The organism is Candidatus Woesearchaeota archaeon (assembly GCA_018303405.1).
In the GTDB taxonomy this organism is placed as follows: Archaea; Nanobdellota; Nanobdellia; order Woesearchaeales; family JABMPP01; genus JAGVYD01.
In genome coordinates, this window is sequence record JAGVYD010000009.1 from 215,948 (window position 1) to 242,166 (window position 26,219).

Annotated in this window: 16 protein-coding genes; 1 reads left to right on the forward strand and 15 read right to left on the reverse strand. The window is 45.0% G+C overall.

The genetic code is table 11. From position 1 onward, the window contains the following. Window positions 1-55 precede the first annotated feature (55 nt). The gene (locus J4227_02685; protein MBS3109411.1) at window positions 56-466 is read right to left on the reverse strand and encodes a translation initiation factor IF-2 subunit beta; all 411 of its coding nucleotides are present in this window, start codon (window positions 464-466) and stop codon (window positions 56-58) included. A gap of 186 nt (window positions 467-652) precedes the next feature. On the opposite strand from J4227_02685, the gene J4227_02690 reads away from it, so the two are divergent. Continuing rightward, complete coding sequence (locus tag J4227_02690) at window positions 653-1,327, forward strand: hypothetical protein (protein MBS3109412.1); 675 nt, start codon at window positions 653-655, stop codon at window positions 1,325-1,327. A 78-nt stretch (window positions 1,328-1,405) separates the two neighbouring features. On the opposite strand, the gene J4227_02695 is transcribed toward J4227_02690, so the two are convergent. The 14 genes from J4227_02695 to J4227_02760 all read right to left on the reverse strand — a co-directional run bounded on the left by J4227_02695 (window position 1,406) and on the right by J4227_02760 (window position 25,798). After that, window positions 1,406-5,728, reverse strand: coding sequence for a hypothetical protein (locus tag J4227_02695; GenBank protein ID MBS3109413.1), 4,323 nt, complete (start codon window positions 5,726-5,728; stop codon window positions 1,406-1,408). A gap of 31 nt (window positions 5,729-5,759) precedes the next feature. Next, on the reverse strand, window positions 5,760-8,522 hold the full coding sequence (locus tag J4227_02700; protein MBS3109414.1) for a hypothetical protein: 2,763 nt from the start codon (window positions 8,520-8,522) through the stop codon (window positions 5,760-5,762). Beyond that, entirely contained in the window at window positions 8,512-9,087 is a 576-nt protein-coding gene (locus tag J4227_02705; protein MBS3109415.1) for a hypothetical protein, read from the reverse strand. The genes J4227_02700 and J4227_02705 overlap by 11 nt, the downstream gene beginning before the upstream one ends. A gap of 282 nt (window positions 9,088-9,369) precedes the next feature. Then, entirely contained in the window at window positions 9,370-9,795 is a 426-nt protein-coding gene (locus J4227_02710) for a hypothetical protein (protein ID MBS3109416.1), read from the reverse strand. 125 nt (window positions 9,796-9,920) lie between these two features. Next, entirely contained in the window at window positions 9,921-11,135 is a 1,215-nt protein-coding gene (locus J4227_02715) for a hypothetical protein (protein MBS3109417.1), read from the reverse strand. A gap of 84 nt (window positions 11,136-11,219) precedes the next feature. Further along, window positions 11,220-11,939 (reverse strand): hypothetical protein, encoded by a 720-nt coding sequence (locus tag J4227_02720; GenBank protein MBS3109418.1) that lies wholly within the window; start codon window positions 11,937-11,939, stop codon window positions 11,220-11,222. Between the two features lie 18 nt (window positions 11,940-11,957). Next, window positions 11,958-12,188, reverse strand: coding sequence for a hypothetical protein (locus J4227_02725; GenBank protein ID MBS3109419.1), 231 nt, complete (start codon window positions 12,186-12,188; stop codon window positions 11,958-11,960). Window positions 12,189-12,193: 5 nt separating this feature from the next. Further along, on the reverse strand, window positions 12,194-13,000 hold the full coding sequence (locus tag J4227_02730; protein ID MBS3109420.1) for a hypothetical protein: 807 nt from the start codon (window positions 12,998-13,000) through the stop codon (window positions 12,194-12,196). A 56-nt stretch (window positions 13,001-13,056) separates the two neighbouring features. Then, on the reverse strand, window positions 13,057-14,232 hold the full coding sequence (locus tag J4227_02735; protein MBS3109421.1) for a hypothetical protein: 1,176 nt from the start codon (window positions 14,230-14,232) through the stop codon (window positions 13,057-13,059). A 32-nt stretch (window positions 14,233-14,264) separates the two neighbouring features. Then, on the reverse strand, window positions 14,265-14,549 hold the full coding sequence (locus J4227_02740; GenBank protein MBS3109422.1) for a hypothetical protein: 285 nt from the start codon (window positions 14,547-14,549) through the stop codon (window positions 14,265-14,267). 5 nt (window positions 14,550-14,554) lie between these two features. After that, on the reverse strand, window positions 14,555-15,811 hold the full coding sequence (locus J4227_02745) for a hypothetical protein (protein MBS3109423.1): 1,257 nt from the start codon (window positions 15,809-15,811) through the stop codon (window positions 14,555-14,557). A 24-nt stretch (window positions 15,812-15,835) separates the two neighbouring features. Then, window positions 15,836-22,441: a S8 family serine peptidase gene (locus J4227_02750; GenBank protein ID MBS3109424.1), complete on the reverse strand. Its 6,606-nt coding sequence runs from the start codon at window positions 22,439-22,441 to the stop codon at window positions 15,836-15,838. A gap of 103 nt (window positions 22,442-22,544) precedes the next feature. Next, a complete protein-coding gene (locus tag J4227_02755; GenBank protein ID MBS3109425.1) occupies window positions 22,545-25,544 on the reverse strand; it encodes a hypothetical protein in 3,000 nt (999 codons plus the stop codon). Continuing rightward, on the reverse strand, window positions 25,541-25,798 hold the full coding sequence (locus J4227_02760) for a hypothetical protein (GenBank protein MBS3109426.1): 258 nt from the start codon (window positions 25,796-25,798) through the stop codon (window positions 25,541-25,543). The genes J4227_02755 and J4227_02760 overlap by 4 nt, the downstream gene beginning before the upstream one ends. Window positions 25,799-26,219: the final 421 nt, after the last annotated feature.

Sequence of the window (26,219 nt, forward strand, 5' to 3'; positions counted from 1 at the left end):
GTTCTTGACAAACTTGTATTGCTTTCTTTAAGAATGGAAAGGCCGGCTTCAGACTCTAAATCCTTGCGTTAACAGGGTGCTTGGCGCCGCAAACCATGCACTTGATGGATGTCACATCCCCATCCTTTTCCATTTTCGTGTCGGCCTTCTTGCATTCCTTGCAAAAGACAACCAAATCAGCGTACTGCAAAATTTTCTGGTTTATCATGCTTGCAGAAACCTTTCTGCCAATAATCAGGGCTGTTTTTGTCAGGTTACCGGGCGTTGCCAATTCCTTCAGAATATATTTTTGCAGATGAGCGACAGGCCTTCTCAAAGAATCAGCAATATGGCTGAAATTGCTAATAATGGTCCTATTTCCTTGTATGTGGCCTATGACCTTGGGGATTTCAAACCTTTCACTTTTCAGGATATGCTCTGGCAATTTGTCACGGGCCTTGTCAAGCATGTTTTCATAATCTGCCATATCAACCAGGCATTGAGAGGCATTTTTAAATTTATGTATATACTGTGCCCCAAATAACATACCCCTAATAACATATATTATTCTCATGCCCTCTGCGGCCAATCAAACCATTGCCCCTTAATGCCAAATCATGCAAGATGGGATAATTGCGAAAAAGATATATAGACAGAACTAATCTACACACTTATGCCAGTTACAGCCAAAAAAGAGGTGATAAGCGAGAGCGATCGAATTATCCAATTATATACCCATACAATTTCTGAGCTCAATTCTATAGACCAAAACGACGCACAGAAACTCACAAGCCTTGTTGTTGATTTTTTTACCAGGCTTTATGGTCTCAAAAACAGCATCACACTGGAAGAGCTTGTCAAGGATATAAGCAAACGGAGCCTGTATCCCGGGCTCAGGAATGAAACTATAGAATTTATTGAAAAATTGTCCAACCTCCAATATTTTTTTCCAGTAACAAGGATGGAGTCAGCCAAGGCAATGGCCGATCACTTCAAGATCCTGGCCAAAGAGCTTTGCAACAATCTTCTTATCCGAAAAAAAGTTGATCCAGAAAACCGTAAAAAAACAAAGGGAATAAGGGGGATGCAGTGGCTCAGCACGCCTTTCAATCTATTTAAACGCAAAAAGAACGAACTGGATGTTGATTATGACACGGAACAAATAATCACATTAATCAATCAGGCAAGAAGGGCATTTAAGCATGGTGACACGAAGACAGCATCTGAAATCTACACCACAATAATGAATATGCATGCCATGCTTTCTTCACATCAGCAAAAGGAACTTGATTTTCACATTTCCAAGCTGCACGAAAAATTCAGGATTGCAAATAAGGGAAAAAAGTGAGCGTAAATGCACTCCAAAGCTTTCCCTCTCTCCCATTCTTTATCATTCCAACTGGCGCCCAAATCAAATCCAATCAACCTAAGTTTCCACTTTAGGCCTACGGTACAGGTAGTAGAACAGAATCATGCTTGCGGAAAATATTATTGTCAATACAGTCAGATAAACCACAGGAGACTGGATTAATGATTTAACCTGTTTCCATGCGTCCCGGAGCGGGGACCTTTTCTCCACTGTTGCCTCCTTATTGGTTATTAGATATTTGCAGCTCTCAATCACAGAATCAATAATCAGCGTGGCCCTGTTAAGGTTGCCGCTGGCAATTTCTGTTTTGGCGCTTTCCAGGAGCTCATTCAATTCAAGGCATTCTGGGTTTTCATTCAGGAGATCCCTGACAAATGCTATTTTTGTGTTGACCTGGGACTTGTTTACCTCACCCTTTTCTATGCTGCTTAAAATTATCTTCGCGCTATCGGTAAACGCAGGCAATTGCACCCTTCCTTCAATTACAACTTCAAATGTGCCATAGACATCTTCGCTGGTCAGTGTAAGGCTCACCTCTTTTTGCTGGCCGACCTCCAAGGCTTCAATATAGGTCTCAGACAAGATGGGCGTTGCCTTGCTGTTATCGCTGCTTGCAGTGAGATATATTCCAGAAAATGTCTCGTTTGCAGTATTGATAATGGCAACCGGTGTTATTATTGTGCCATTGGAGTAATAAACAGGGATTCCAGGCACAATTATCTCATAGTTCACCAACTCTTTCTCCTTCTCTTCCTGCCTCTGCTCAGTCTGTTCCTCAATTGCCACAAAGCCGCCGCTTCCTCCCCCTCCCCCTCCGACAGCAACCGGCTGCACAGTCGCGGAGTCACTGGAATTGGAGATTGTTGTTATCTCAATGCGGTTGCTTGATACATTTGCGTAGCCGTCATTAAAGACAAATGTAATCACCTCTGTCCCCACAAAGTCATTTGAAGGCCTGAGGTTAACGCGATGTGTCGCCGCATCTATTTCAACATTAATATCATCATTGCCGGTCACGGAAATATTGATGCTGTCATCGCTGTCCAAATCATAATAATAGTCATCAAGGTCAATCCAGTTGAGGAGCACAGTGTTCTTACTCCATGTCTTGTTGGGTGCAGTGTACCCTATGCTTACGGATGAGACATTCGGTGTGATATTGAGGTTAGAGGTGTTGAAGGCAATTTTATATCTTAAATACCTGTAAACATCAGATGTGATTTGGCTATTATTCTCGGTTATTGCGCTGCTCCAGGCAGATCCGTTGAAGTCGCCGTCGTCGCTGGTCTGCGTATAGAAAGCCAGCAGTGTATTATTGGGCATTGACCCAGTATAGCTTAAAGATGTGTAAGCCAATTCTGTGGCAGCATCTGAAAAGTCTATAGTGGGCGAAATATACTCCCCCTTGGAGATGTAGCTTGAGCCATTAATCTCCAGCCTGAGGTACCCTTCTCCAGTCAAGTTTGTAAAATTGAAGTTGCCTGTATATAGTTCGGCGTATGAATCATGCATCATCTTTCCATAAACTGGAGCCCTGTTGGCATTGGCCACTGAGATGTTCCAGGCAATGCTTGAGTTTGCCAACAGATCGTCAAAAACAAACAGCACAAGACTATAATTGCCCGCTGAATCATAGCCTGCAGAATAGGTATAATTGCCACTTGTTGATTTTTCTGTGTAAGACCCGTATCTATTTATGGGCAGGCACCCTGAAGCAGATGAATGCCATTCACATCTCGCATTGGCTTCGCAGGCAGTCTGGTTTGTGCCGCTCGATGAACCACAAGCGGCTACCAATGATGCATTCTCCAAAGCAAGCTGCCAACTGTATGTCAAATTATAGCCTTCTGGATCAGATGATGTGTGATTGAACAGCACGGTGCCATTTTCATTTATGGATGCTGCGAGGCTTGTGGGCGCATAACTATTGATGACTGGAGGCTGGTTAATCACAATGTATATCAGGGTGTAGTTCAATTTCTCAGAGTCATTCACTGTAAGATTGACTATGTAATTCAGGCGCGAGATGTTGCTCGGCGTAAAATTCAAGCGGAATGTGGTGGTGTTTATGGTCGTATTTACTGTAGCTATGGAAAAAATTGACATATTCTCAACCAGGCTAAGTGTGTCACCGTCAATATCATATGCAGTTATATTGAACCCGCAGCTTGAATTAAGCGTGCACGTGAAATTGCTGGCATTTGCGAAATATGGCGCATGATTCAGCCTTATGACTTCCAAATTGAAAGTAAAATTGCCGTATCCCTGGTCAGAATCATTGGCAAGGACCAGTATTGTGTGGTTGCCAACATCCCCCACTACCGGGTTAAAGAAGAATGTTTTTGTCGATGAATTTACAACTGAGAACATCAGCCTGCTGTAATTCACTGATATGTTCACATGGTCGAAATCCAGGTCGTAGGCCGAAATATTGGCGCTGAACATGGTCCCTGTGTAAGCCGTCTGGTTTGCAATTGCGGCAAGGACAGGCGGCCTGTTTTCAGTCACTGTTATGTTCAGCAATACAGTGCTTGAGGCATTGAGCCCGTCATAGACCGTTAGGTTAAATGTGTAATTTCCAGACTGGCTGATATCCGGCGTGAAATTAATCATGCCACTTCCAGTCAATGTAAGCAGGGTCACATTAAACAATGATGAATTGGAGGTGAAGTTTAGCACGTCATTATCAGCATCTGTGGCATTCACATAGTAGACAAAGTTCCTGTTTATCTTGGCAACCTGGTTTGTAACTGTTCCCATTGCCGGATCATTGTTTACATCAAGAATTTCCAGGTTGAAAACAGTATTGTTGGTAAACCCATATGCGTCGGCAACAGTAATATTTATTGTATGGTTGCCAACGTCGCTGTTTGAAGGGGTGAAATAGAACCCGCCAGCTGTGGAATTATATGAAACAGTCGAGAAACTTGAATAATTGGAGCTGAAAGTAAGACTGTCGCTGTTGGGGTCAGACGCATAGGCTGTAAGGTTAAACAAAACATTTTCAGTGCCTGCCTGGTTTGCAATAGGGACTATGAATGGCGGGTCATTCTGTATGATATAGAAATTCCTGATTGCATATGAAATTTGGCCTGAGCTGTCATTTACGGTGATGTTGACAGCATGATCACCCTGGTCCAGGGCAGTTGGCGTGAAATTAATGTAGCCGGACAAATTCATGCTAAATGCCGGGAAAGAGCCATTAACCGAATATGAAAAGTTCAGGATGTCCCCGTATGCCTCGTCCGGGTCTGAAGCGCTTAATTGCTCAGTGTAAGCAATGCCAATTGCCCATGTCTTGTTCTGCTCAAAGGCCAGGTAAGGCGGGTCATTCACATTTGTCACATTCAGCACAATATAATTGCTGTCGCTGCTTGCATATGAGTCACTTGCTGTGAAGACTACTGTCTCATTGCCGGACCAATTGCCTGTTGGGTAGAAGGACACATTGCCTGTTGTCTGGTTAATTACCACGGCAATGCTGGAGTTGCCTGAGACAGAATAGGTTATTGTGTCAGCATTCGATGAATTGCACTCAAGGGCATCATTGTCACTAAAAAAGACTGATAATGTTATATTGTCAATAAGGCTGTTGTCCTCCTGCCAGGTTATGTTAGGCAATTGCAGGCTGGCATTAAACTGCGGCGGCCGGTTCGTGTTTGTGACATTCAGGGTCCAATTAACAGTGCGATAGCTTCCATTTACATCGCTGACGTTCAGGGAAATATTATGGAGCCCAAAGTCGCAGAAAGACGGTGAATAGGTAAAATTACTTGAATTGACACTGGCCACTGCCCCATCAACCATCCAATTTGACGTCAGATTGTCCCCATAATCCAGGTCGGGGTCATCTGCAGTATAATTGAATAGCAAAGTGCTGACATTTTCAGTGGCTGTCTGCTCTAGGGAAACAGGGTAATACCCTGTGATATTGGGCGGGTCATTAGTATTGGTCACGTTGAATATTACGCTGACTGACTGTGACTCAGAGGGCGTGCCTGCGTCTCCCACCACAAGATAAAACCCATGAACCCCAACATCATCATTTTCAGGGGTGAAATTCATCAGGCCGCGCTGGGCATCGTAATCAACAAGGCTGAATGCACTTAGGTTGTTGGCTGTAAACTGGAAATTCAATGGGTATTCAAGGTCGGCATCAGTGGCATTTATCCAATAGGTGAACAATGAATCCTCGGCAATTGTAAATGTGTCCCCGTCGCTGATATTGTCAAATGTAGGCTTGGCAGCATAGACCGGGTATGAGTTCAATGCAACAGAAAGGGCAAAAATAATAACCATTCCACTCAGGAAATATGCAGAGGCCACCCTATTTTCGGCATATGTTTCCCTGCCCATCTTATCCTGCGGATTTTTTGTCATTTTGCCTCATTTCATATTTTTCATTCCGTACTCACATCATCTTTTCCATTTTCATTTTCTTGTTTAGCTCCAGGCCGATTGACATGATCTTGTCATAGTATTTTTTCTTATCTTCCGCGGAAAGCATCTTGTACTTCTGCATCAGCTTCCCATAATGCTCCCTTATTTCTTCGGTTGGGCTGTTTTGGGCTATCAGTTTTTCAACCTGGTCGATTATCATTTCCATGCTTTCCAGGCCAAGCGCAAAATACTTCATGGCAGTCTCTTCCACAGCATGCACAACTGCCTTGGATTCCTTCAACAATGCCAAGACCCTGTTCTTGTCAATTTCTGCAGTGCTGAACTTAAGCTCTTCCATCTCTTTCATGAATTTGTTTGCTGTCTCAAATTTCTTGGAGTCCATCTTTTTGAATGACATCTCCTTCCGCAGCTCATCATAGGATGCCTCATACCCTATGCCGAGCAAATCTGAGACAATCCTTGAAAACAGGCCGTTGAGCATCTCAATTATGCTCTTGCTGTCCAACAGCTGCACTTTCTGCTCCAACACCGCAATCTTGCTGATATAATCCTTTTCCAGCTGGGCAAAGTATTCCTGCTTCTTGACCTTCTTTTTCTTGACAGGCATGGCAAAAGGCCTGGCTTCGGTGACAAACTTGTCAATGCGCTTTCTGTTCATTACATAAATGGCTATTAGCACCAGCACCAGCATCAAGGATATTGCGAAAAAACTGACCCTTCCAGGGCTTCTTGCCTCAAAAAATCCGCATGGCTGGCATGGCCCTCCACAGTCTATACCCTCCTCTCCTCCGTTTCTGGTACCGTCCCCGCAATTTGGGCATACAGGGCATTCGCCGCCGCAATCAATCCCTGTTTCATGCTGGTTCTGGATTTCATCATAACAGGAGGGGCATGCAGCGCATCTTCCTCCGCAGTCCACACCTTCCTCATTCCCATTCCTGAACCCGTCACGGCAGCTTGCACACCTGTCACACGGCCCGCCACAGTCCACTCCTTCCTCGCCCTGGTTCTGAATGCCATCAAAACAATTTGCGCAGGCAGGGCAAACAGGCCCCCCACAGTCCACACCTTCCTCATTTCCATTCTTTATGCGGTCAGTGCAGGTCGGGAAATATGAGCATTCCCTGCTCAATTCCGGCTTTTTGAGGGTTGTCTTGCATTCTATGTTCATCTCAGTGCACTGCCTTACCTGGATAAATGTCGGCAGGCACGGCCCCCACTCATCACATTTCCATTCTTCGGTGCACGGCGCTATCAGGGCCGCGCTTCCGCCGCCCCCTCCCCCTCCCCCCGGGACAACTTCAGGGCCAGGCGAATATGCGCCAATTACCTGTATCACTGTCAGCCCTACAAGATTGCTGGTTGTTTTTGCCGCGAAATTGTCAGTGGCAATGTAATACACACTTTCATTCCCATAGAATGCCGGGTCTGGAGTCAGGGTTATCACATGGGTGGTTGGATTTATGCTTATCACTATATTCGCCAAGGCTGTGTATGTGTAAGTCAGGTTATCCCCGTCCGGGTCCATGAAATAATCATCCAGGTCGCGGCCAGTCAAAATTGTATTTTGGTTCCAGGTTTCATTTGGAAGATAGTTGGCAAGGACCGGCGGCCTGTTTGTTATTGTGGCAAAAGAGGTGTCATTTGCATGGCTGCCAGTGATGCTGCAGTTTATCCGATATGTGTAATTTCCCGGCCTGGAAAAATTTCTGCTGTACTCATAGACTTTGGTGGTATCATTATATTCCATTGGCCGCCCGGCATCATAAGCGCCAGAGCTGTAAAAGGAAAGATTGCAGTCTGCGCCTGTCAATGGCTGGTTGTTCATATAAGTATAATTGGCATAAAATTTGACCTGCTCACCAGAATATCTTACATAATAACGGGTGTCATCATAAACCTGGATTGTATTCTGCTCAGTGACATAATAGCTACCAGACAATTCAAATACAAAGAATGTGATGCTTGTGTTCGTAAGGCTCAATGCAATGCAATCAAACATGGAGCAAACCTCGCCATCATGGATTATAGTTGGCGATTCCAGTGTAAGATTATAGAAAGTTATTCGTGCTCCTGTCATAAGCCCGGGGAGATAAGTAATGTTTATGTTCATGAAATTCCTGCTCAAGTTTGCATATGAGTCGAAATCATACCCATCTATGCCAACATCCTCTGTGAAATTTATTGACGCCATGTTCGGCATCCCGAGCCTGAAATCTGCCACATTGTTCCAGCAGTCAAACAATGTAAGGTTGGTTGTCTCATAATTCCTGAAATTATCCCAGGTTGGCTCAAGGCAAATGCTGAAATTCACATCTTTGCTTGTATTGGCATTGCTGCATGATGAATTATCGGCTATTGTGACAATTGTATGGAATTGGCCAAGATCACTGATTGACGGGATGAATGAAATCACACCCAATTCAGTCACATTATACAAACCAGTGCTATCATAGTATGTTATATTGTGCCCATCATCATCACTTGCGCTTATATTGCAATAGTATGAGCTGCTGACATTCACGTGAGTGGGGCAGGAATTCCCTGTGTTCGGGGGAGTATTGATGCAGAACCTGACAGAGCCAGTCACTTGGCCCTGGATTGCCGGCGCATTGGAATATTTGGCCGTGCCGGCATAAATTGCATAATTTACAGCAATAACACCGATGAACAATGCAATAGCAACCAATGCCACTATATTGTTGGGCATAATTAAATCCAGGCCAGTCTCCATTTTTTTCACTTTCCGCTTTACAGCCTTCTTATGCCCCATTTTTTACCCCGCCTTCCGGTTTCTCGAGCTTTTTCACAGCATTGGCCTTTGAAATAAGGACATCCTTTACAGTGAATTTAACATCCCAAAATGCAAGAAATTCGGTTATCTTGGCTAAGTGCCTATTTGGCACCAACACGCTGTTTCGCCCTATTGTCTCGCCTGAAATATTTTGCAGCATGCCTTCTGCTTTTGATTTTCCTCCACGGCCTTTCAATGCATAGCCAAAAATTGTTTTTTTGCTGTGGCCAAGGCTGCTCAAATCATAAGAAACAATCGCCTTTTTTTCCAGGCCAAAGATTTCAGACATATCCTTGTTTTGCCTGATGCTAAAGCCATGCATTAATGCATTCAGCTTGGCTGGGTTGCCTAAATCATCTTTTTCAAATAAACTGACTTTCCAGCCAGGTGGCAAGGCCAGGAATTTTCGGAGGGCTTTTTCAATGCCTGCAGGAGACCCCTTGCATATTATCAGCAGCTGCAAGCCACTTTCGAGAATTATAATATCAGAAACATCGCTTCTTGATGCAATAAACCCTGTTAATTCAGACTGCCACAAAACCATACTTGTTTATTATCAACTAAACTACTATATAAACTTTTTTATATTTATTATCAACAATTTCATAATATAATTACTTGTTTGTTGATTATCAACATATATGAATATAATTTTTTCGAGTATTCAGACATAGTCCCTATCCTCTCCCTGTACTAATACTCTACTCCATATCATACTTTATATTATATAGCTCATATATAATGCGCATAATACATTCATATACAGCTTAGATGCAATATGGCTTATAATAAAGATTGTATTATGCACATGAATCCCAAACTCTGACTATAACAACTTTCTTCGAACATCAATCAGAACATTGCCAGTATAATTTCCTGGTGAAGCAGAGCTGGGAGCATTGACTGTCAAATTAACATTGGCAATCTCACCTGGCTCAAGCACCACTGGGTTAGGCTCGGCTATGAAAAATTCCCTGATTTCCCCTTCAGAACTTATCCTTATCTCAATCCTGAAATTCTCAGTATTTTCCAGAGTAATGTACCTGGTTCCTGAGCCACCAATGGGCATGCGGCCAAAATGCAGCCTGTCCTTATTCAAGTTGAATCCCACTCCATAATCATAGGAAAAAAGAGCGTCTGTGGGAATTTTTTGCACTTCTATCCGGATAAACAAGGAATGAACAGCATAAGTGATGGCAGCTGCTGTCAAGGCTACCATGACCATCAAAAGAACTAACTGATTTTTTTTCATTTTGCCCCCGGATTTGTTCAAAGCGAACACTTTTAATTATTCTGCTGTTATCAAGCCAAAAATCCATATCTTCTGCCGATAGTTGTTAACCTCTGGATATTTGTTAACAGCTGCGGCTTAAATACCTATGCAACCTGTTTGTTTTCAGCCTGCTCCTTCCTGCCCCTGTTTCTCATCAGCCACCAGGCATTCAGGATGGCCATTATTATGAAAATGACTATTAAAAGCGTAGTTGTATTCACAGGCGCTGGCTTTTCCTCTGGCTTGGGCACTACTTCCAGTTGGCCAGTTGTTATGCTTGTGGCATTTGAATAAAGCAATTCTATTTCAATGTCGTGCATGCCAACATCAGTCCCTTTTGTTTCCCAGAATGACCTGATTACTGCACTTCCAAATGGCTTAACTGGCGTTACTGGCGTTGTAAAGTGATACTCATATGTGCCTCTTTTAACAGTTACCTCTGCATAAAGGTCTGTTACCGGGTCATTCCAGTTGGATAGAACCTCTATCTCAAATTTGTTTATTGAGTCATTATAGGCTGTTTTTGTATAATTGACAACATCAACCCTTAATTCCCCGATTTGGAAGAATCTTTCATAGTATTCGGATTTTTCATCATAATCAAAATAAGCCTTGACCATGTATGCGCCAGGCTTTTGCCCTTTAGTGTCCCAAGATGCCTTGAGCTTGACCTTGTCCAATGGATTTACATATACAGCCTCGGTGAATTGGACAGAGCCAACCATTTTCCCTGATATGGCATCAAATATCTCCGCATAGCCAGACACTTTTTTAACCATCTCTGTGCCCCTGCTAATGCCTTCCAAAACAAACCTTGCCGGCTCACCTTCCCTTGCATTGAATGAATCAAAAGTGAAGTCGAAATATTTGCCAGGATAAGGCACATTCCAGATATGCCGGTGCATGACGCTTACAACAATATTGAAATTGAATCCGCCATTATCGGATTCTTCAGGAATCTCAGTTGCAACTATGTGGGTAGCTACCCTGCCAGCCTGCTTCATTTCAGCAGGCATATGCGCATAATATGATTGACATACAGTTTCCAAAGGCTGAAGCACAAACCTGGGCTCAAAATCCAGTGTTATGTAATCCTTTAACGGGCCTTCAACAGTAACCATAATCTCATCAGGAATATTTTTGCTGTTCCTGAAGCAAATGTTGAATTGCCGTGTGATGTTTGGCGCATATTCAGTTTCGACGTTTACACTGATTCCAAGCGCAGCAGCATCCATGGAAACAATGGCAATGAAGCTTAAGGCCAACACTCCTAAAATGAAAAGAATGCTCAATTTCCCGGCAGTTTTTCTTGCTGACATTGTATTGCTGTTTTTTTATTACTGTTGTTTTTGTGCCTGCGTTGACGTCAGTGCTCCTGTTCCCCGCAACGGCCAAGCCAGCGCTTATTCTATCTCTGCTGCGACGAAAGTTAAATATGCAACCCTCTGCATGCCAACACTATAGTCGCCTTCATCAGCAGGCACAGTCATGTTGATTTCAATAACAAGCGACCTGTCATCAGTTGAATAGGTCAAATTATGACATATGGTATAAATAAAACTTTTGTTTATGGGTGTCCAGTTCATGAAGCCTGTTGAGTATGAGCTTGATTGCGGAAACAAGGAAAGGCCGTCATTACCGTTTAGTTTGCAGCTGTCCACGCTTGCCCTTGATATATTGCCTTCAACAACAGCAAACCTGAACTCATCAGTCGCATTGTCGCCCAAAAAGAAAGAATCACCATCAGCTGAAGAGCTTAATGTAATATTGATATAGCTGTTGCCGGTATTTTCGATCTGAATTCCCCTGCAGTCATAAGGGTGCGAGTATGAGCCAGAGCTTTCGATGCATTCATTAAATGTCCCTGGATTTACCTGCTCTGTGCTCAGGTCTGTTGCCTGGCTAATCTGGCCAGAGCCAAAATCAATGTCCTCTGCAGGTATGGACAAGGAAACAAGGTTGGTTATCCGAATTGTGACTGTCCCATATGACAAGCGGCCTGTAATCCATGGAATGACCGGGCTATCCTTGATAATGCCCATATTCAGCACAGTCCCGAATACAGAAAGGGTTACGGTTGCCGTGAGCAATGCAACTAGCCAGCTATTTGATATTTCTTTCATAAAATGACCCCAGGCACGCTACGGTGAGGATGCAGTAGCTTCTTGCGCTGAAGCAGGCTCAGAAGGAAGAATGTTCAAGCTAACCTGGCCCTGAACAACCGGCACTCTTGTTGATTGGGCATAATCTGCCCTGTCGAGCACAGTCCAGACGCCCAAAACAGATACAACAATCGTAATAACTAAAAGGATTACAACAGTTTTTTTTGATACATCCATTGATCCCGCACCCTGAATTGGCATTTCTTCCATATCCCTTACACCTGTGCTGCAGTGAATGTTATTGTAGCTGACCTTGTGCCAGTTGGCTCGTCCAGCGGCAATGTCAAGTTGAATTCAACTGTGATTGTGTCGTTCATGTTTCCCCAGCTTAGGTTTCCGCAAATAAGCGCAGCTGATGTCGGGATTGTGGTCCAGTTTATGAAGCTGCTATTCAGTGTTGAGCCCTGCGGCTGGATTGATACATTGGATCCTACATTATTCCTGCATGATACATTGATTAGATTCCCATCCTGGAAAGTATTGAAGTGATATGATGTGCCCATTATCTGGAATTCAGTCTCATTCTTGGTCCTGTTTCCGTCCAGCACAGCATACCTGAAAGCGCCGCCGGATGTTCCGGTGTACAGGCCATCAGCATCCACGCTTGAGTACATGGTCACATTGATGTTAACGTTGCCGTCATTCTCAACTTCCATGCCTGTGCAGTCCCTGCCAGTATCACCACCTGAAAGCCCACCATTGAGCCCAGTGCAATTGTTGAAAGTCGCATAATTGTCTGCTGTCTCTGATGAAACTTCAGTGTTTGGGGAAGTTGTCGAGATTGAGCTATTCCCAAAATTAACATTGCTGTTGACTGTCAAAGAAGACAATGCTGTGATTGTAACCTGGACTGTGCCAGTTGTTGCCATGCCAGTGATCCTGTCATTGAAGAAGCCGAAAAGGCTGCCTGCCACTGCCAGGCCCATGATAACAACCAGAATAACAACAAGCCTCGTATTTGGAATGCCTGAAATCAATCTTTCATCGTCGATGATTTTCACCTTGCTTACTATGCTGGGCATACCAAGTTACATGCACTATTTAAATTTTTCTATTCAGAAGTGGCACAGAAAGGCAATCAGGCGCCTGGAGGGGCATTCTTCTTTTTCAGGTACATCCATGCCCATAGCGCATTTCCTATAACCAAGACCCCGATCAGTATGTATATTGGGCTGAATTTTGAGCTGCCGGACTCCGGCGCAGCAATTGCCAATGCTGTTATCCCTATTATTTCCGCCCTTATGGCATCCTTTTCCACAATCACCCTTATCTGCTTTTCAGAAGTCTTGCTTCCATACCTCATCACAAGGGTCCCGGCATAGTTGCCTTCCAGAATCCCGACAGTCTCCCAATATGCGGGCAATGCTTTCTTCTCCCTTGGCTCAATGCTGTATGGAGTGCTTGAAACATCAGCGACTTTTCTTCCATCCAAATCAAAAAACTGGATTCTTGCTGACGCGTCATCAATTCTGCTGTTCCCTATATTTTCCAGGAGGACATCAAACTTGGCAATCTCGCCCAGAGTGAAGCTGTTCACTGATATATCAACCGGCGACAAGAAGAAATCTCCGACAAGGAACTCCTTTTCAGCCATTGTGCTGTTGCCATCATATTCCACTACAGCAACTGCCCTGTACTGGCCCGGTCCGGTTTCAACTTCCCAGTCAAGCTGCAATTCAACATTCTGCTTTGAGAAAAGGCTGACAGGGCTTCCAATAATCCTCTTGACCTCACTGCCGTCGGGCGCATAGATTATTATCGTAGATGCAACGCTTTCAATTTTTTCAGTCCCGAGGTTTCTCAATGGCAGGTAAAACTTGACCTTGTCGCCCTGGTCCTTTACCATGAATTCCATCTGGACATATTTCCCAGGATACGGCACCAGGACATGTAGCTGGCTCACAACAGCGACCAATGCGCTGACAGTTGTTTTCCCTGTTTCTACCCCGCTAACTTCCCTGACAGTGATTTCAGCATCATTCAGCCCCGGAGGCAATGATTGCGGCAGATTATAGGTATATGTGAATTCAAATTCCCTGTCTGATTTTTTCATTTGTATCCTTTCAGCAGAAAGCGTGACGTACTTTGCCAATGGGCCGTTCACAAACACCACGAGATTGACATCAGCAGCCTCTGAATTGATGACCTTGACTTTCACGGCTTTAATAATCCCCGGCTCAAAATTCACAGTTGTCCTGCCTGGGCTGATGGCGAACGCATTGGCTGCGCTTGCCAGGCTAACTAGAAGAACCAAGCATACAATCATCCGAATTATCCATTCCTTTCTCATTTTTGCCGTGCCGTGAGCGTCACATTTTCTTTGTCTATCCAGTCGCTTTCCCCTGCTCCAAGGCTTTTCACGGAAAAGCCCGTGATGCCGCTTCCAATTGCCTTTACAGTGACCTCAATTTCAGTGTCGCCGGGGTTGCTGAGGCGCCAGGCATCACTCTCCTCTGCAACATCCAGCCCGATTCTGCTTTTCTTTTCGAAGGGGAAGGGGAGGACCAGCAACAGGCCGGCCAGGGTTAGGCAGACTATCAACAAAGCTGTTGCCGGGATTGTTTTTTTCATTCCCTTCAGTCCTCCCTCTTCACATATTTTCCAGTGAATGTTATTGTCGCACTCTTGCTTCCAACAGGCTCAAGCAACGGAACCTCAACCAATATGTCTATCACAGCAGTGTCATTTGCATCTGAATAATTGAGAAGCTTCAGGAAAGTCTCATTTGTGTATGGGACATTTGTCCAGCCTGTTGTTGAAGCAGACCAGTTGAAAGAGCCAGACTCATTTGAATGGTTCGCAACTTTGTACTGGAAATACGCAGACGCTGACTGCTCGCTGTCCCAGAGGTAGTCTTCGGCGCTCAGGTTCACATCAACATAGGAATTGCCGTCGTTCCTCAAGAGAAACGGCGGGGGGGAAAGGTCAGTTGTATTGTCCCTCTGGCCTATAAGCATGCTGCCGAAATCAACTGTGCTGTCAACCAGGGTCAGGCTGATCAGCGAATTCATTGTAAAATTGAAGACAGTGCTGTTTTTCGCATTCCCGAAACTGTCGTAGACAACAACCCACCACTGGTACCAGTAATTGTCATCGCCAAAATATCTCAGGTCAGCCGGGATAGTATAATTTGAGTAGTTGATAAGGTTGTACTGCCTATTGTCAACTGCACAGCCGCCCTGGCATGTTATGAAAAGGCTGAATTGAAGAGTATCATTGTCATAATCAGACGCATTCCACTGGAAATTTGGAGTGCGGTTTGTTATTATGGAATTGTTTGCAGGATAAGTCAGGTTCATGGAATTTGGCGGATTATTCAGCCTGCAGCAGATTTTCCTATTGTACTCACTGCAAGAGCCAACATGCGCATTTGTATCGTTGTTGTCAGTTGCTACTGACGATGCTATTGATGTCAGGCAAGAGTAATTTGCAGGGCATGTGTCGTTGTAATGGCCACATGTAATGTTGCCATAAACAGAATTTATGCAGGCGCTGTTATTGTATGAGCTGAAAGTGGAAATCTGGGCATGGGAGTCTGTTGTCTTGTTAAGGTTAAGGAATTTTGTCCCAAAGCAGGAAGTATTGACCGTATTGTTTGACATCGAAGCGTCGCAGCACAAAGCAAAGGGATAGCTTGCCACTGAAGGCAGTTCAGCATGCGCATTGTAATAGCCTGCTGAGTCATTCCTGAAAAAAAGGTAAGATGAATCGCTGCATGTCCCTGCAGTGGATATTGTGCAGTTGAGCCCGGCGCCTATGGAAGCATAGCTATATATTAATGCCAGGCCAAATACAAGCGCAAGCAATACTGCCCATTTGTTGTTTAGTCTCATCTTTTGCATCCTGCTGATTGCATCTTATCCTGTGCCCTGCACAAGCCTTCCTCCATTCTCCTTTATTAGCCTCGAGCTTCCATACTTGCTCACATTGCCCGCATTTGTCACGTTCGCGCCAAGAATTGTCATGTTGCTGTAAGTCCAGAGGTATATATTCTTTTTTTGCAGGTCGCAGTTATCCAAAATTATGCAATTCAATGCACTTAGGGTCCAGTTGCCTGATGAAGGACAGTTGCAAAGAGGCGACTGCACAGTTAGCCCCTGCTGTGATGTCTGGTTCAAATTGCCTGCCAGGTCCTGCACATATGCAGTATAAGGGTATGCGCCAGGGCTCAGGCTTGTATAATTCTGGTACAGCTTGTATGTTCCTGCCCTGTAAGAGGCATTAATTTCCTGAATGGAAATAATCCTGTTCCATATCTTTACTTCATCAAGGATTCCAAGGTATGCCTGGGTTTCATCAAAGCCGCCGCATGCAGCGTCTTCCTCTTGCCCCAGAACAAGACACCCTGTGATTTGCAGGCTTCCATTTGACATGTTTTTTGAAATTTTTGGCACACCATCCTTGTACATGTAAACAGTTCCATTGTCGCCATCCCTTAATATCACAATATGATGCCAGTCACCGTCATTGAGCGTCACTCCTGTACTAAACGAAGCATCCTTAATGAAAACACTTGCGCCATAATTGAAAATCAAGAACTCATTATTCCCGGTTGCGGATGAGCCATGAATAGGTGTGCCAGACTTCGAAGTGTCTGAAGACTTGGCCCAGAATTCAACTGTAAAATTATTCAGGCCATCCATTGCTGACCTGCTTAGGTTCACCCAGCTGGATGTTGTGCCGTGCAAAAGCACGCCGCTTCCAAACCTGCCGCTTGTTGTTGAGCCTGAAAAGACTGTCCCATTATTCCCGTAAGTTGACCAGTCCCTCGCAAATGTGGAATTTTCCCCTGATTCCCTGTTGAATCGCCACCATCCTTTCAGGCTTCTGCCGAAATCAACAAATGCTGTTCCAAGATAATCGTCTGAAACAGAAACATTCACAATAGCCCATGGCTCTGTTGTTATCAGCCCATTACTCTCAGTTGCCTCATCAAATGATATCTGCGGATAGACCTTGTCCACCTTTAGCTCAATCAATTCTGTTGCATTTACATTTCCCGCCCTGTCCTGCACATAAGCCTTGAAATTGTAGCTTGTGTTGTCAACAAGGTCTGTGAAATTGCGGTAGAGACTGTAAACGCTTGCATTATAAGTTGCGTTGATTTCCTCTGGCGACAATGGGCGGTTGAAAATCTTGACGTCATCAATGAAGCCCGGGAAATTTCGCCATGCACCATTCTGTGTCCCTCCGATAAAAATTGAATTGTTAGTTTGTGAGGCATCCATGACCCCGCTTACAGCAGTTATTGTTATTGTCCTGCCGTCAATATAGGTCCTAATGTGGGTTCCATTGTAGGTCCATGCAATGTGGTGATAAGTGCGGTGGTCAAGAGTCACAGAAGAGGAATAATAATTTGTGCTGCCTATATATGTCTGGGACCTGACAATAACTGAGCCAGGATTGTCAAACAACTGCACCCCATTCCCATTTCCCCAAAGGCCGTGGTGTATTATTTGTGTCTGGTTCGTGCCACCCCATTCCTGGGTCTGGTTGCGGACCTTGAACCAAAGCGAATATGTGACATAGGAAAAATTCAGGGACGCATCAGCCGGAACCACGATCCTGTCCACAGCGCCATCAAATTCCATCCCTCTCCCCATTTTGCCTTCAGCATAAACCGGGCAGCTGGAAGGCACGCATGTTGCATTATTCTCATAGCTTGACCAATCCCTGAAATAAGTGTCATTCTCGCCTGTCTCATTGTTGAATCTCAGCCATAAAACCAGGCTCTTGTTCCAGTCAAAGAATGCAGTAACATTTGTGCTGTTGTCAAAAACAGTCACATTAACCCATGTCCAGTTCCTGCTGATGTAACTGCCATTCCTGTCATTTGTGTAGTCGAACGTGATATTGGGCTTGTCGCCATCGTACCAGGTTCCTGCCAGGCACACTTCCAATATGCCATCGCTGTCCGGGTCAGTTGACACATTATTGGCATAGCATGCAGAATCGTAAACGCATTTGCTGGCCTCATTGCAGCATGCCCTGTCGCTTGAGCTTGTTGTGCAGCTCCCTAAATCACATGTCCTTGAAAGCCCGTTTTCCCCACTGTCATCGCCGCAGCAGGCCGTAGCAGTGACATCCCCGCCAAGGTCCCAATTGCTTCCTCCTGTGATTGCAGTGCAGATTTCTGAAGTGGAGTCCCCTCCCATCCAAAAACTGCCATGGCAGTATGCCTTTGTTGGGATGGCTCCAACCATTTCGCCTGTGTCATAGCATGTGTTGTTCAGGCCACAGCTTGTTCCACTCCTGCAGCATGTGTTGTTTGTTGTTGCGTTATATCCTGTTGGGACATCTACCCCTCCCCTGTCATAAACATTATATTCTGTGCCATAGCTTGTCCTGTAAGCCTCAAGATTGTCAATAACAATCTGCATTTCAGTATCAGAATTTGAATAATCCCACATTCTCCAGTAATAATCAGGGTTGGTCTGCGCAGGGGTTGTCAGTGTGCCATTGAAATGGCCTGACTCATTTGCCTTGCACGTAAATCCAGACATGCTTTTGGTAAATACTGAGCCATTGGCCAGATGGACTGTCCCTGTTGTTGTGGCAGCATCCTGGCAGCATGAATGGTTGTTGTCCCTGAACCGCATGTACCATCCAGAACCTGAAGAATCATTTATGCATTTGTAGTCGAACTCCACAGTAAAGGCAGTGCTTGGGAAATTTATTTCCGGAGTCCATTGTGCCATAACCTGGTCCCAGGTAGAATCGCCGTCAGCCTGGATATACCAGCTTCCGCCGTCTATGTTTTTCCCGCTGGAAATGACATAAAAGCAAATGTTTGCAGCGCCGCAGGTAGTGTCTTCTGTCCAGTTCCATCCGTCAGAGCCGCTGTATTCTGAAAACCTTCCATTTGTGAAAACAGTCAAGTCATCCCCGCAGCAGCCTAAGGTCGATGTGTCAGGATATTCCCCCACATTGCTTTCTCCTGCGTAAGCGGCATTCCAGCTTATGTTCAGGGCAAAGGTGCTGCTTCTTGGGCTGATGACACCCTTCTCACGGCCGCAAACATAGCCGCACCAGTAATCTGCGTAATCCGATGTATCGCATTGCAGCCATGTTCCTGTCCCGCCAGATGAATAGCAATAGCCTATACTGTCATTCCCGCCAAGATTCAGATGATTATATGCAGAATTCGAATTTACAGCAGGAGTGGCATCTGGAGTGAAACATGATTCACCTGCAACGCAATCAGACGTTGCGCTGCAGCATGCATCTTCAGCATTAACAAAAACAAGCTCAGAAGAGGAGCTGTAGTTCCTCTCTATTATTGTATTTTCATTTGAATCGTCGCCGCAACACGTGCTGTAAGAGCCTTCGCCGCCAATGCTCCAATTATATGTTGATGTGCAGCCTGATGCAGATGATGTGCAAAGTGACTCGTTTGTGTCCCTGTCATAAAGGTAAGCGCTTATTGTGCAATAGCCTGCACCGCTGCAATTCTGGCCTCCATAGAATGTTTCGGATGAACAAAAGTCAGTATTGTTGCACTGGCCTGTCACTGTAGTGCCGCTGCCAGAGCAATAAGTCCCAATATTGTTATTATAGCTGGTGGTAGCGCATGAAGCAGCACCGCCTGTGCAGAAGCCCGTTCGCCCTGTTGTAACACAGACGCTTGCGCATGAAGTATTGGTCGCTGAACAATCATTGTTTGGATCGTCATTTGCATTGGCATAGGTGCACGTTCCACTTCCACTGCAATACCGGCATGTGCCTGAGCATGTTGTTCCAACTGTGTCTTTTGTGGCGTTTGCAATATTATTGCATGTTCCTGCGCCATCACATTCCTTGCAATCGTAGCAATTTGCTGCTTCCTGCCCTGATGCAGGCGTCTGGCAGGTTGAATAGCCAGCAGTGCATTGGCTTGCGCAGGTTCCAGAGCATGTAGTTCCGGTGTTATAGCCGCAGGTTCCTGAAGTTCCTGAGCATACTGAACTGTCCAATATTGTCTGGCCAGAGCATGTGTAGGAGCCTGTGCAATCACCTTGCGGATCAGTGTTTCCAGGAACTATTTCACAAAACTCATCTCCAAATCCATCCCATTCACAGCACGTGCCTATATCATTACATTCAACTTGTGTATCACAAAAAACGCCTGTGCAAGTGCTGCCACAGACACCCTGGCCGCGATACTGCGTATCATATCCTGTGCCATTTACTGCAATGCCTGTGAAATTGTTTGTAATGTTATTTGTTATTGCATTGTAAATATTCAACCGCGACCATACTACTGTCTCTTCATTTATTATGCTCCCTGTTGCTATCAGCAATTTTTTCATTTGTGCATTATCCAAGGAATCATTGTACTGGTAAACCAAAGCAGCCCCTCCTGAAACAAAAGCTGCAGATATGCTTGTTCCTGAGGCAAGTTCCGCATTTGCATTATGGTCAACAGAATCAATGTCCTCCCCAGGGGCCAAAAGGACAATGGCATTATTGGAGCTGGTAAGGGCAGATAGACGGTCATTTTCTGTGGACGCACCAACTGGAAGAGCTGTTTCTGCACAAGCAGGGCTGACAATTGTGTTGTTGTACGTGTTTCCTGCTGCTGCAACAGTAAGTATGCCAAGCCCGCTCAGCTCATCGACTTTTTGCGCAACCGGATTATCATAGCATATCCCAGTATATCCCCCTGCACCAATGCTCATGGATATTATGTCAACATTTTGCTCCTTGCAATATTCCAGCCCTGCGAGAATGTCTGATTCATAGCCAATTCCCTGGGAATCCAATACCTTCACTGCTATCAGCTGGGCAGCAGGCGCCATCATGTATGTGATGTACGAAACCAAGGTGCCGTGGCCATTGTCATCCTGGTAATCATTGGTCTGGGCCAGGACATTATACCCATACGCAGTGTTCTGCACAACTGATGGGTTTACTCCTGTGTCAAGGGCGCAAATCTTTATTCCTGAGCCGTCCAATTGCAAGCCATAGGCTGTGTTGAGATAATACTCTTTTGCCTCACCAAGCATGATTATCTTTGATGAGTTTTCAAACAGGAGGCTGACTGGCTGGTCAAGATAAACCTTTTCAATGCCCTTATTGCCTGTCAATTTCGACAGCCTTGTCTTGTCCATATGGGCAACATCAATATCATCAGTAACAGCTATTTCGCCTATTTTTTTGCTTGATGGGGTTTTGTACTTCACAATAACCCTAATGGGCTCAGAAGCCCTCTCCAATTCATGGATTACATTCTTGTCAACATGGAACTGGTATCTTGCAAATATCAAATCCTCTTCTGTGTAATTGGAGGCATTCTCCACCCAGCCTTGGTCCAGGTCAGGAAACAGGCCAGTGATGAAGGACAATCCTTTCCCAGATTCATTACCTGCCTGGCTTTGGTCCATGTCTGTGTCCATTACATAATCAATTCTGTCAATTGTGACAGCTGAATCATCAACTTCAAAAACCAGTGAATAATTTTCCCCTGGCAAAGAAATGTTGCAGGTGTCTTTGCATTCAAGGCTGAAATCCCGGATATCAGGCTCAACAAATGATGCAGGCAACTCTGCCCATTGGCCTGAATAAACGCTGTCATCAGCTTCGTCGTAATACACCACCTGCGCCCTTACTATGTTGTCATTTCCAGCTGAATTTTTCCCAACAAAAACATTGTAAGCGTCATCCCATCCTGGCGCTGATGGAATAAACCCAAGGACATTGCAGCATGATTCGCTGCCATAGCATTCATATGACGATTCAGCAGTTTCAATGTTTTCAATTTCCCATCTTGTGCATGTGCCCTCAACTTTTGCATCAATTGAGAATTCTGTTCCACTGGCATCAAAATCAACCACGCCTTTTACAGATTCAACGCCGTTGTCATCCTGGTCAAATGCGGAGCCGGAATTGTAGGCAAGCTTCACTGAAATGTCCTGCGCCGGCACAAAATCTTCCTGCTTCACTGCTTCACTCGGGGCTGATACGGGGAAAGATTCTCCCTGCCCAAGGCTGAGTATCTCCAATCTTGTGCCATTGAAACCAAGGTAAACCCTGGCAGGCCCTTCGCCAACCACTGCGCCAGTAAGCTTTACTGCAAGCAGGTTTCCCGGCACAGCAGGCACCCAGGCGTATTCACTGTTTTCTGAAAAAGTTTTGCCAACGGGCAAAGAGTACCCTATACCCTGGGCAGGCTCTTCAAGCACGGCAAGGCCAGTAATGCCTTGCCGCAGAAATAGAAAAAAGCCGGATATGAACACGATGGCCAGGAAAACTGCCAGGCCAACTGCCAAATATGTCTTGCCTGATTCAGTATGTTTCTTGATGGCATTTTCAAGCGTGGCAATATGGCTCTCGCTTTTGCTAATCCAGTGCAGCAGGTTTTCCCCCTTAATCCTTGTCTTTGGATTCCTGGCCTGCAGCTGGAGAAGCCTTGTGTGGAAGCGTTTCCACTCTTCCAAGCTTTTCCTAAGTCTCTCTAATCTACCCTTTCTTTCCGATGCTTTCATCGGCAACCCCGGCCTCTTTATTGATAATCAAGCGAATAATCGTAACCCACAGAAGGAACCAGCCTGCGAACGCTATGCAGGAATGGTTTTTTCATTGTGAGGCTTATGGACATGTTGCATCAATTGTGTTTGTTGATTGTATGATAATGCAGCCGGAGGCGTTTACAAAGATTGAATTGGTGCCGGACTCAAAGGCAATAGCTTCAACTGTGAGGTTGCCTGTAATCACAACTTCGTCATCAGTCCCGGCTGACAATGTTATTTTGTCTATTAGGACAGTGCCTGCCTGTCCAATTGTTATATCATCATTAGCTGCGTCAAAGCTCAGAATATTCCTCATGCTGGAGCCATCACCTGAATATATGGCACCTGTTCCTGACGCGCCTGTCTGCCATACCATGACTGCATCAGTTTTCCCGTCGAGAGACTGATTGAAATAGCCAGGAGTCACATTCAAGGGGCCGGATGTGAGATTTGCAGTTACTCTTGCGCTGCCTTGCACATGAAGGGTGTCTTTCGGGCTGCTTGTGCCTATGCCGACTGTTCCTGAGTTGTTGATGACCATGGCGATGGTTCCGGTGCCAGGCCCTGATGTCGCGCCAACCTCGAAAACCAGGTCATCCCAGGATGCGAGCTTCAGGCTGTTCACGCTTCTTGTCATGCTGAAAAGGTGTGTTGAACTGGAATAGCCCTCAAACCCATCGCCTCCGCTGGCCACTTCTGACCTTATGTTGCCGCCTGAAATATGCAGCTTGGTAGATGGAGCAATACCTATTCCTACGTTGCCTGTCCCATCAACAAGCAGGCCAGAGCCTGAACCGCTGCCAGTCACATTAAGAGTGCCTTTCAGATGCAAAGTATAAGAGGGAGTGGTTGTATTGATGCCGACATTCCCATTTTTGTCCAGAGTCAAGCCATCTGACCAAGTTACAGTGCCCCCGGCCGCGACATCCTTTGCATATCTCATGCTGAACAAATCGCTGTATTTATATAATGCAAAGTTTGATGTTGATGAGCTTTTCCAGCTCCCTGCCCAGTAGGCATCGAAAACAAGGCCTGTATTGTTGTGGCTATAAGCCAAAAGCTGTGCCACCGGATGAGTATCTGCAGTTGTATGGAACTGTAGATGGGGACCTGCTACACTTCTGTCATCTCCATAAATCCTTAATTTTGCCCCGCCCGAACCTGAATAATTTATTGGGCCAATGCTAACATTACCTGAGCCGTCTACAAATAATACTCCCGGGCCAGTTGCGTTGCCGGAGACATTCAGCGTTCCACGGACTTCCAATGCACTTGTCGGGTTAGTAGTGTTTATCCCAAATTCCCCGGATGTTTCAATAACAACCCGATTAGTGGCACCATCTCCAGTGGCAATATAAAATTCGTTACCGCCTGTTCCTGCAACGTCACTGTCCATTAAGCCATGTGACCACTCCGTCGCGCCACCACCTGTTGCATATCTCACCCTTGCACCCCGGTTTGTCGCAGCCCTGTCCAATGAGAAATCTGCATTGTCAGCAGAATCAACTGTAACACCTGCTGCTGTACCAGCCACTGTGACATCACCGCCTGTCGGGGTTATGGTCAAATCACCATTGGTGTCAGAAAGGAATGTTGTGTAAGATGAGCCATCAGCAAAAGTTAGCCGCAACTGGTCCGTGGTTGATGACAAAATATCCAGTTTTGCATCTGGCCCTGAAGTGTCTATCCCAATCAGTCCTGTGCTTTGCACCATTACTGAGCTGTTGAGCGAGCCGGAGCTGTTCCATAATGCAATATATCCAGCCGCGCCTGAGCCGTTGACAGAGCCTGTTCCGGCACCCCCTGAATCAGAACCACATGTCCCAACTCCGCTGCTCCATTTGAGAACTTGGTCATCCGCACAGTTGGTGGCAAGGACAATATTTGTTGCATTTAATGTTCCGGAAACAACAAGTTTTGAGCCAGTTATGTTGGTGCCAATGCCAACATTTCCGGAAGAATCCAGAACCAAAACCTCACTGCCCTGCGCCGCCGAGCCTGGATAGAAATTTATGTCACCCGAAGCTTCTATATTCAGGGCATTTGCCTTTTGTGCAAGGCCGCTTCTTCCGACATTTATTTTTGCGAAGGCTGCATCAGCTGTGCCCATTATTAAGAATGTATTCTGGTTTGCAGCTGTGTTGTTTATTAGTACACCATTTGTGCTTGAAGATGTGATTATTGTCAATGGTGCAATGGGGGCGGACGTCCCGATGCCTACCTTGCCAGAAGAATCAACCATTAATCCCGTTGTCCCTCCGGGAGACGCGTTGAACGTTCCTTGTATTTGGAGTGTTTGCGTAGCGTTGGATGTGTTTATACCCACTTTTCCATCGGAGTCGATTCTTAATCGTTCAGTCATTATACCTGCATTTTTTCTGGTCTGGAATGTAATGGCTGTATCAAGATTTGTGGCATCGGTAATAATTGCACTTATCCTACCAACATTTGCCCATGTACCACTAGCGCGTTGCGCATTCATAATAATTGCAGTTCCAATTCCATCTTCGGCAGTTCCTGTTGTTCCATGCCAAACCGAAAGAACATCGGTAACAGCATTGTTTGTCGAATCATTGGCCCTGACATCCAACACATGCGCTGGCCCTGTTGTTCCAATTCCAATTAATCCCGCACTCTGATAAATTGTTGAGCTATTAATCTCATTAGTGCCATTCCACAAGGCAAGATAACCAGCAGTGCCTGAGCCATTAACACTACCTGAACCACCACCTCCTGCCTGCGAATCAACATAAGCCTTAGTTGCTGCATCTGTATCTGCAGTTGGCGTGGCAAGGCCTATTATCTTGTTCCCCGCCATGCTCAATACACCTGATAAATTCAATGTGCCGGAAATATTCGCATTGCCTGCGACTGTAAGCCTAAATGAGGGATAGGTTGACCCAATTCCAAAATAATTTGTGATAAACAAGCTATCCGGGAATGTGTAATTGCCTGACTCAAATGTGCCAGAGGCTATGGCAGCAGCTCCGTGGCCAGGGTCTGCTGCGAAGCTTTGCTGCGAAAGCAAAGCTACAATGAGCACCATTGCAATTGTCCACTGAAATTTGTTGCTCCTCATTTTTTCCTTTTCTCCCTGGCCCTGTTGTAGCATGTCCAGATGGTCCTGTCATCCCTGTTCAGCATCACGGCAATCTCATGGTATGTCAGCCCCATGGAATCCTTCATGAACTCAGAAATTGCCTCGAGCACGCTGACCTGCCTGTCCTGGAAGATATGGGTTGGCAGGAGGATTTCAGCCGATTGCTGCATAGCAGTTGCTTTAGAATCATTCTTTCCTTGCTCCCGTTCCCTCTTTCTATTCGCCACTATCACAACTCTTATTGCCGGAATGTTATTTACTTACATTGTAAGGACTATAGTTTTTTTATTTATCGACTATAATTTAGTACATTGTAAGTAAACCTCTATTTATATTTTTTTATTTTGTCCTGAAAACAGTCCCCCAACGAAAAAATACTTACAATGTAGGTATACCTTATTTATATTTATCGGAGTAATATTATTGCCTGAAGAAATTGACTGACAGTGTAAGTATTTATATTTTTTTCTATTAATCATTATATAATACAATATATCTTTTCTAATACATACAATGTAAGTATTAATTTTCGGCAATTATTTTTTTTAAATTTCTTACATTGTAAGTATACTAAATTAAAACTTTTTTTGTACTGACAATGTAGGTAATCCATATAGAAAACTTTTTGCCAGGACTGGAAGGGCAATTGAATCT

What these genes read in the sequence shown, in the direction of transcription:
- J4227_02745 (MBS3109423.1), bottom strand. Translation starts at nt 15,811, where the DNA reads ATGAGACTAAACAACAAATGGGCAGTATTGCTTGCGCTTGTATTTGGC.
- J4227_02730 (MBS3109420.1), bottom strand. Translation starts at nt 13,000, where the DNA reads ATGCCCAGCATAGTAAGCAAGGTGAAAATCATCGACGATGAAAGATTG.
- J4227_02720 (MBS3109418.1), bottom strand. Translation starts at nt 11,939, where the DNA reads ATGAAAGAAATATCAAATAGCTGGCTAGTTGCATTGCTCACGGCAACC.
- J4227_02695 (MBS3109413.1), bottom strand. Translation starts at nt 5,728, where the DNA reads ATGACAAAAAATCCGCAGGATAAGATGGGCAGGGAAACATATGCCGAA.
- J4227_02685 (MBS3109411.1), bottom strand. Translation starts at nt 466, where the DNA reads ATGGCAGATTATGAAAACATGCTTGACAAGGCCCGTGACAAATTGCCA.
- J4227_02755 (MBS3109425.1), bottom strand. Translation starts at nt 25,544, where the DNA reads ATGAGGAGCAACAAATTTCAGTGGACAATTGCAATGGTGCTCATTGTA.
- J4227_02705 (MBS3109415.1), bottom strand. Translation starts at nt 9,087, where the DNA reads ATGGTTTTGTGGCAGTCTGAATTAACAGGGTTTATTGCATCAAGAAGC.
- J4227_02740 (MBS3109422.1), bottom strand. Translation starts at nt 14,549, where the DNA reads ATGAAAAAAACAATCCCGGCAACAGCTTTGTTGATAGTCTGCCTAACC.
- J4227_02710 (MBS3109416.1), bottom strand. Translation starts at nt 9,795, where the DNA reads ATGAAAAAAAATCAGTTAGTTCTTTTGATGGTCATGGTAGCCTTGACA.
- J4227_02690 (MBS3109412.1), top strand. Translation starts at nt 653, where the DNA reads ATGCCAGTTACAGCCAAAAAAGAGGTGATAAGCGAGAGCGATCGAATT.
- J4227_02715 (MBS3109417.1), bottom strand. Translation starts at nt 11,135, where the DNA reads ATGTCAGCAAGAAAAACTGCCGGGAAATTGAGCATTCTTTTCATTTTA.
- J4227_02750 (MBS3109424.1), bottom strand. Translation starts at nt 22,441, where the DNA reads ATGAAAGCATCGGAAAGAAAGGGTAGATTAGAGAGACTTAGGAAAAGC.
- J4227_02700 (MBS3109414.1), bottom strand. Translation starts at nt 8,522, where the DNA reads ATGGGGCATAAGAAGGCTGTAAAGCGGAAAGTGAAAAAAATGGAGACT.
- J4227_02725 (MBS3109419.1), bottom strand. Translation starts at nt 12,188, where the DNA reads ATGGAAGAAATGCCAATTCAGGGTGCGGGATCAATGGATGTATCAAAA.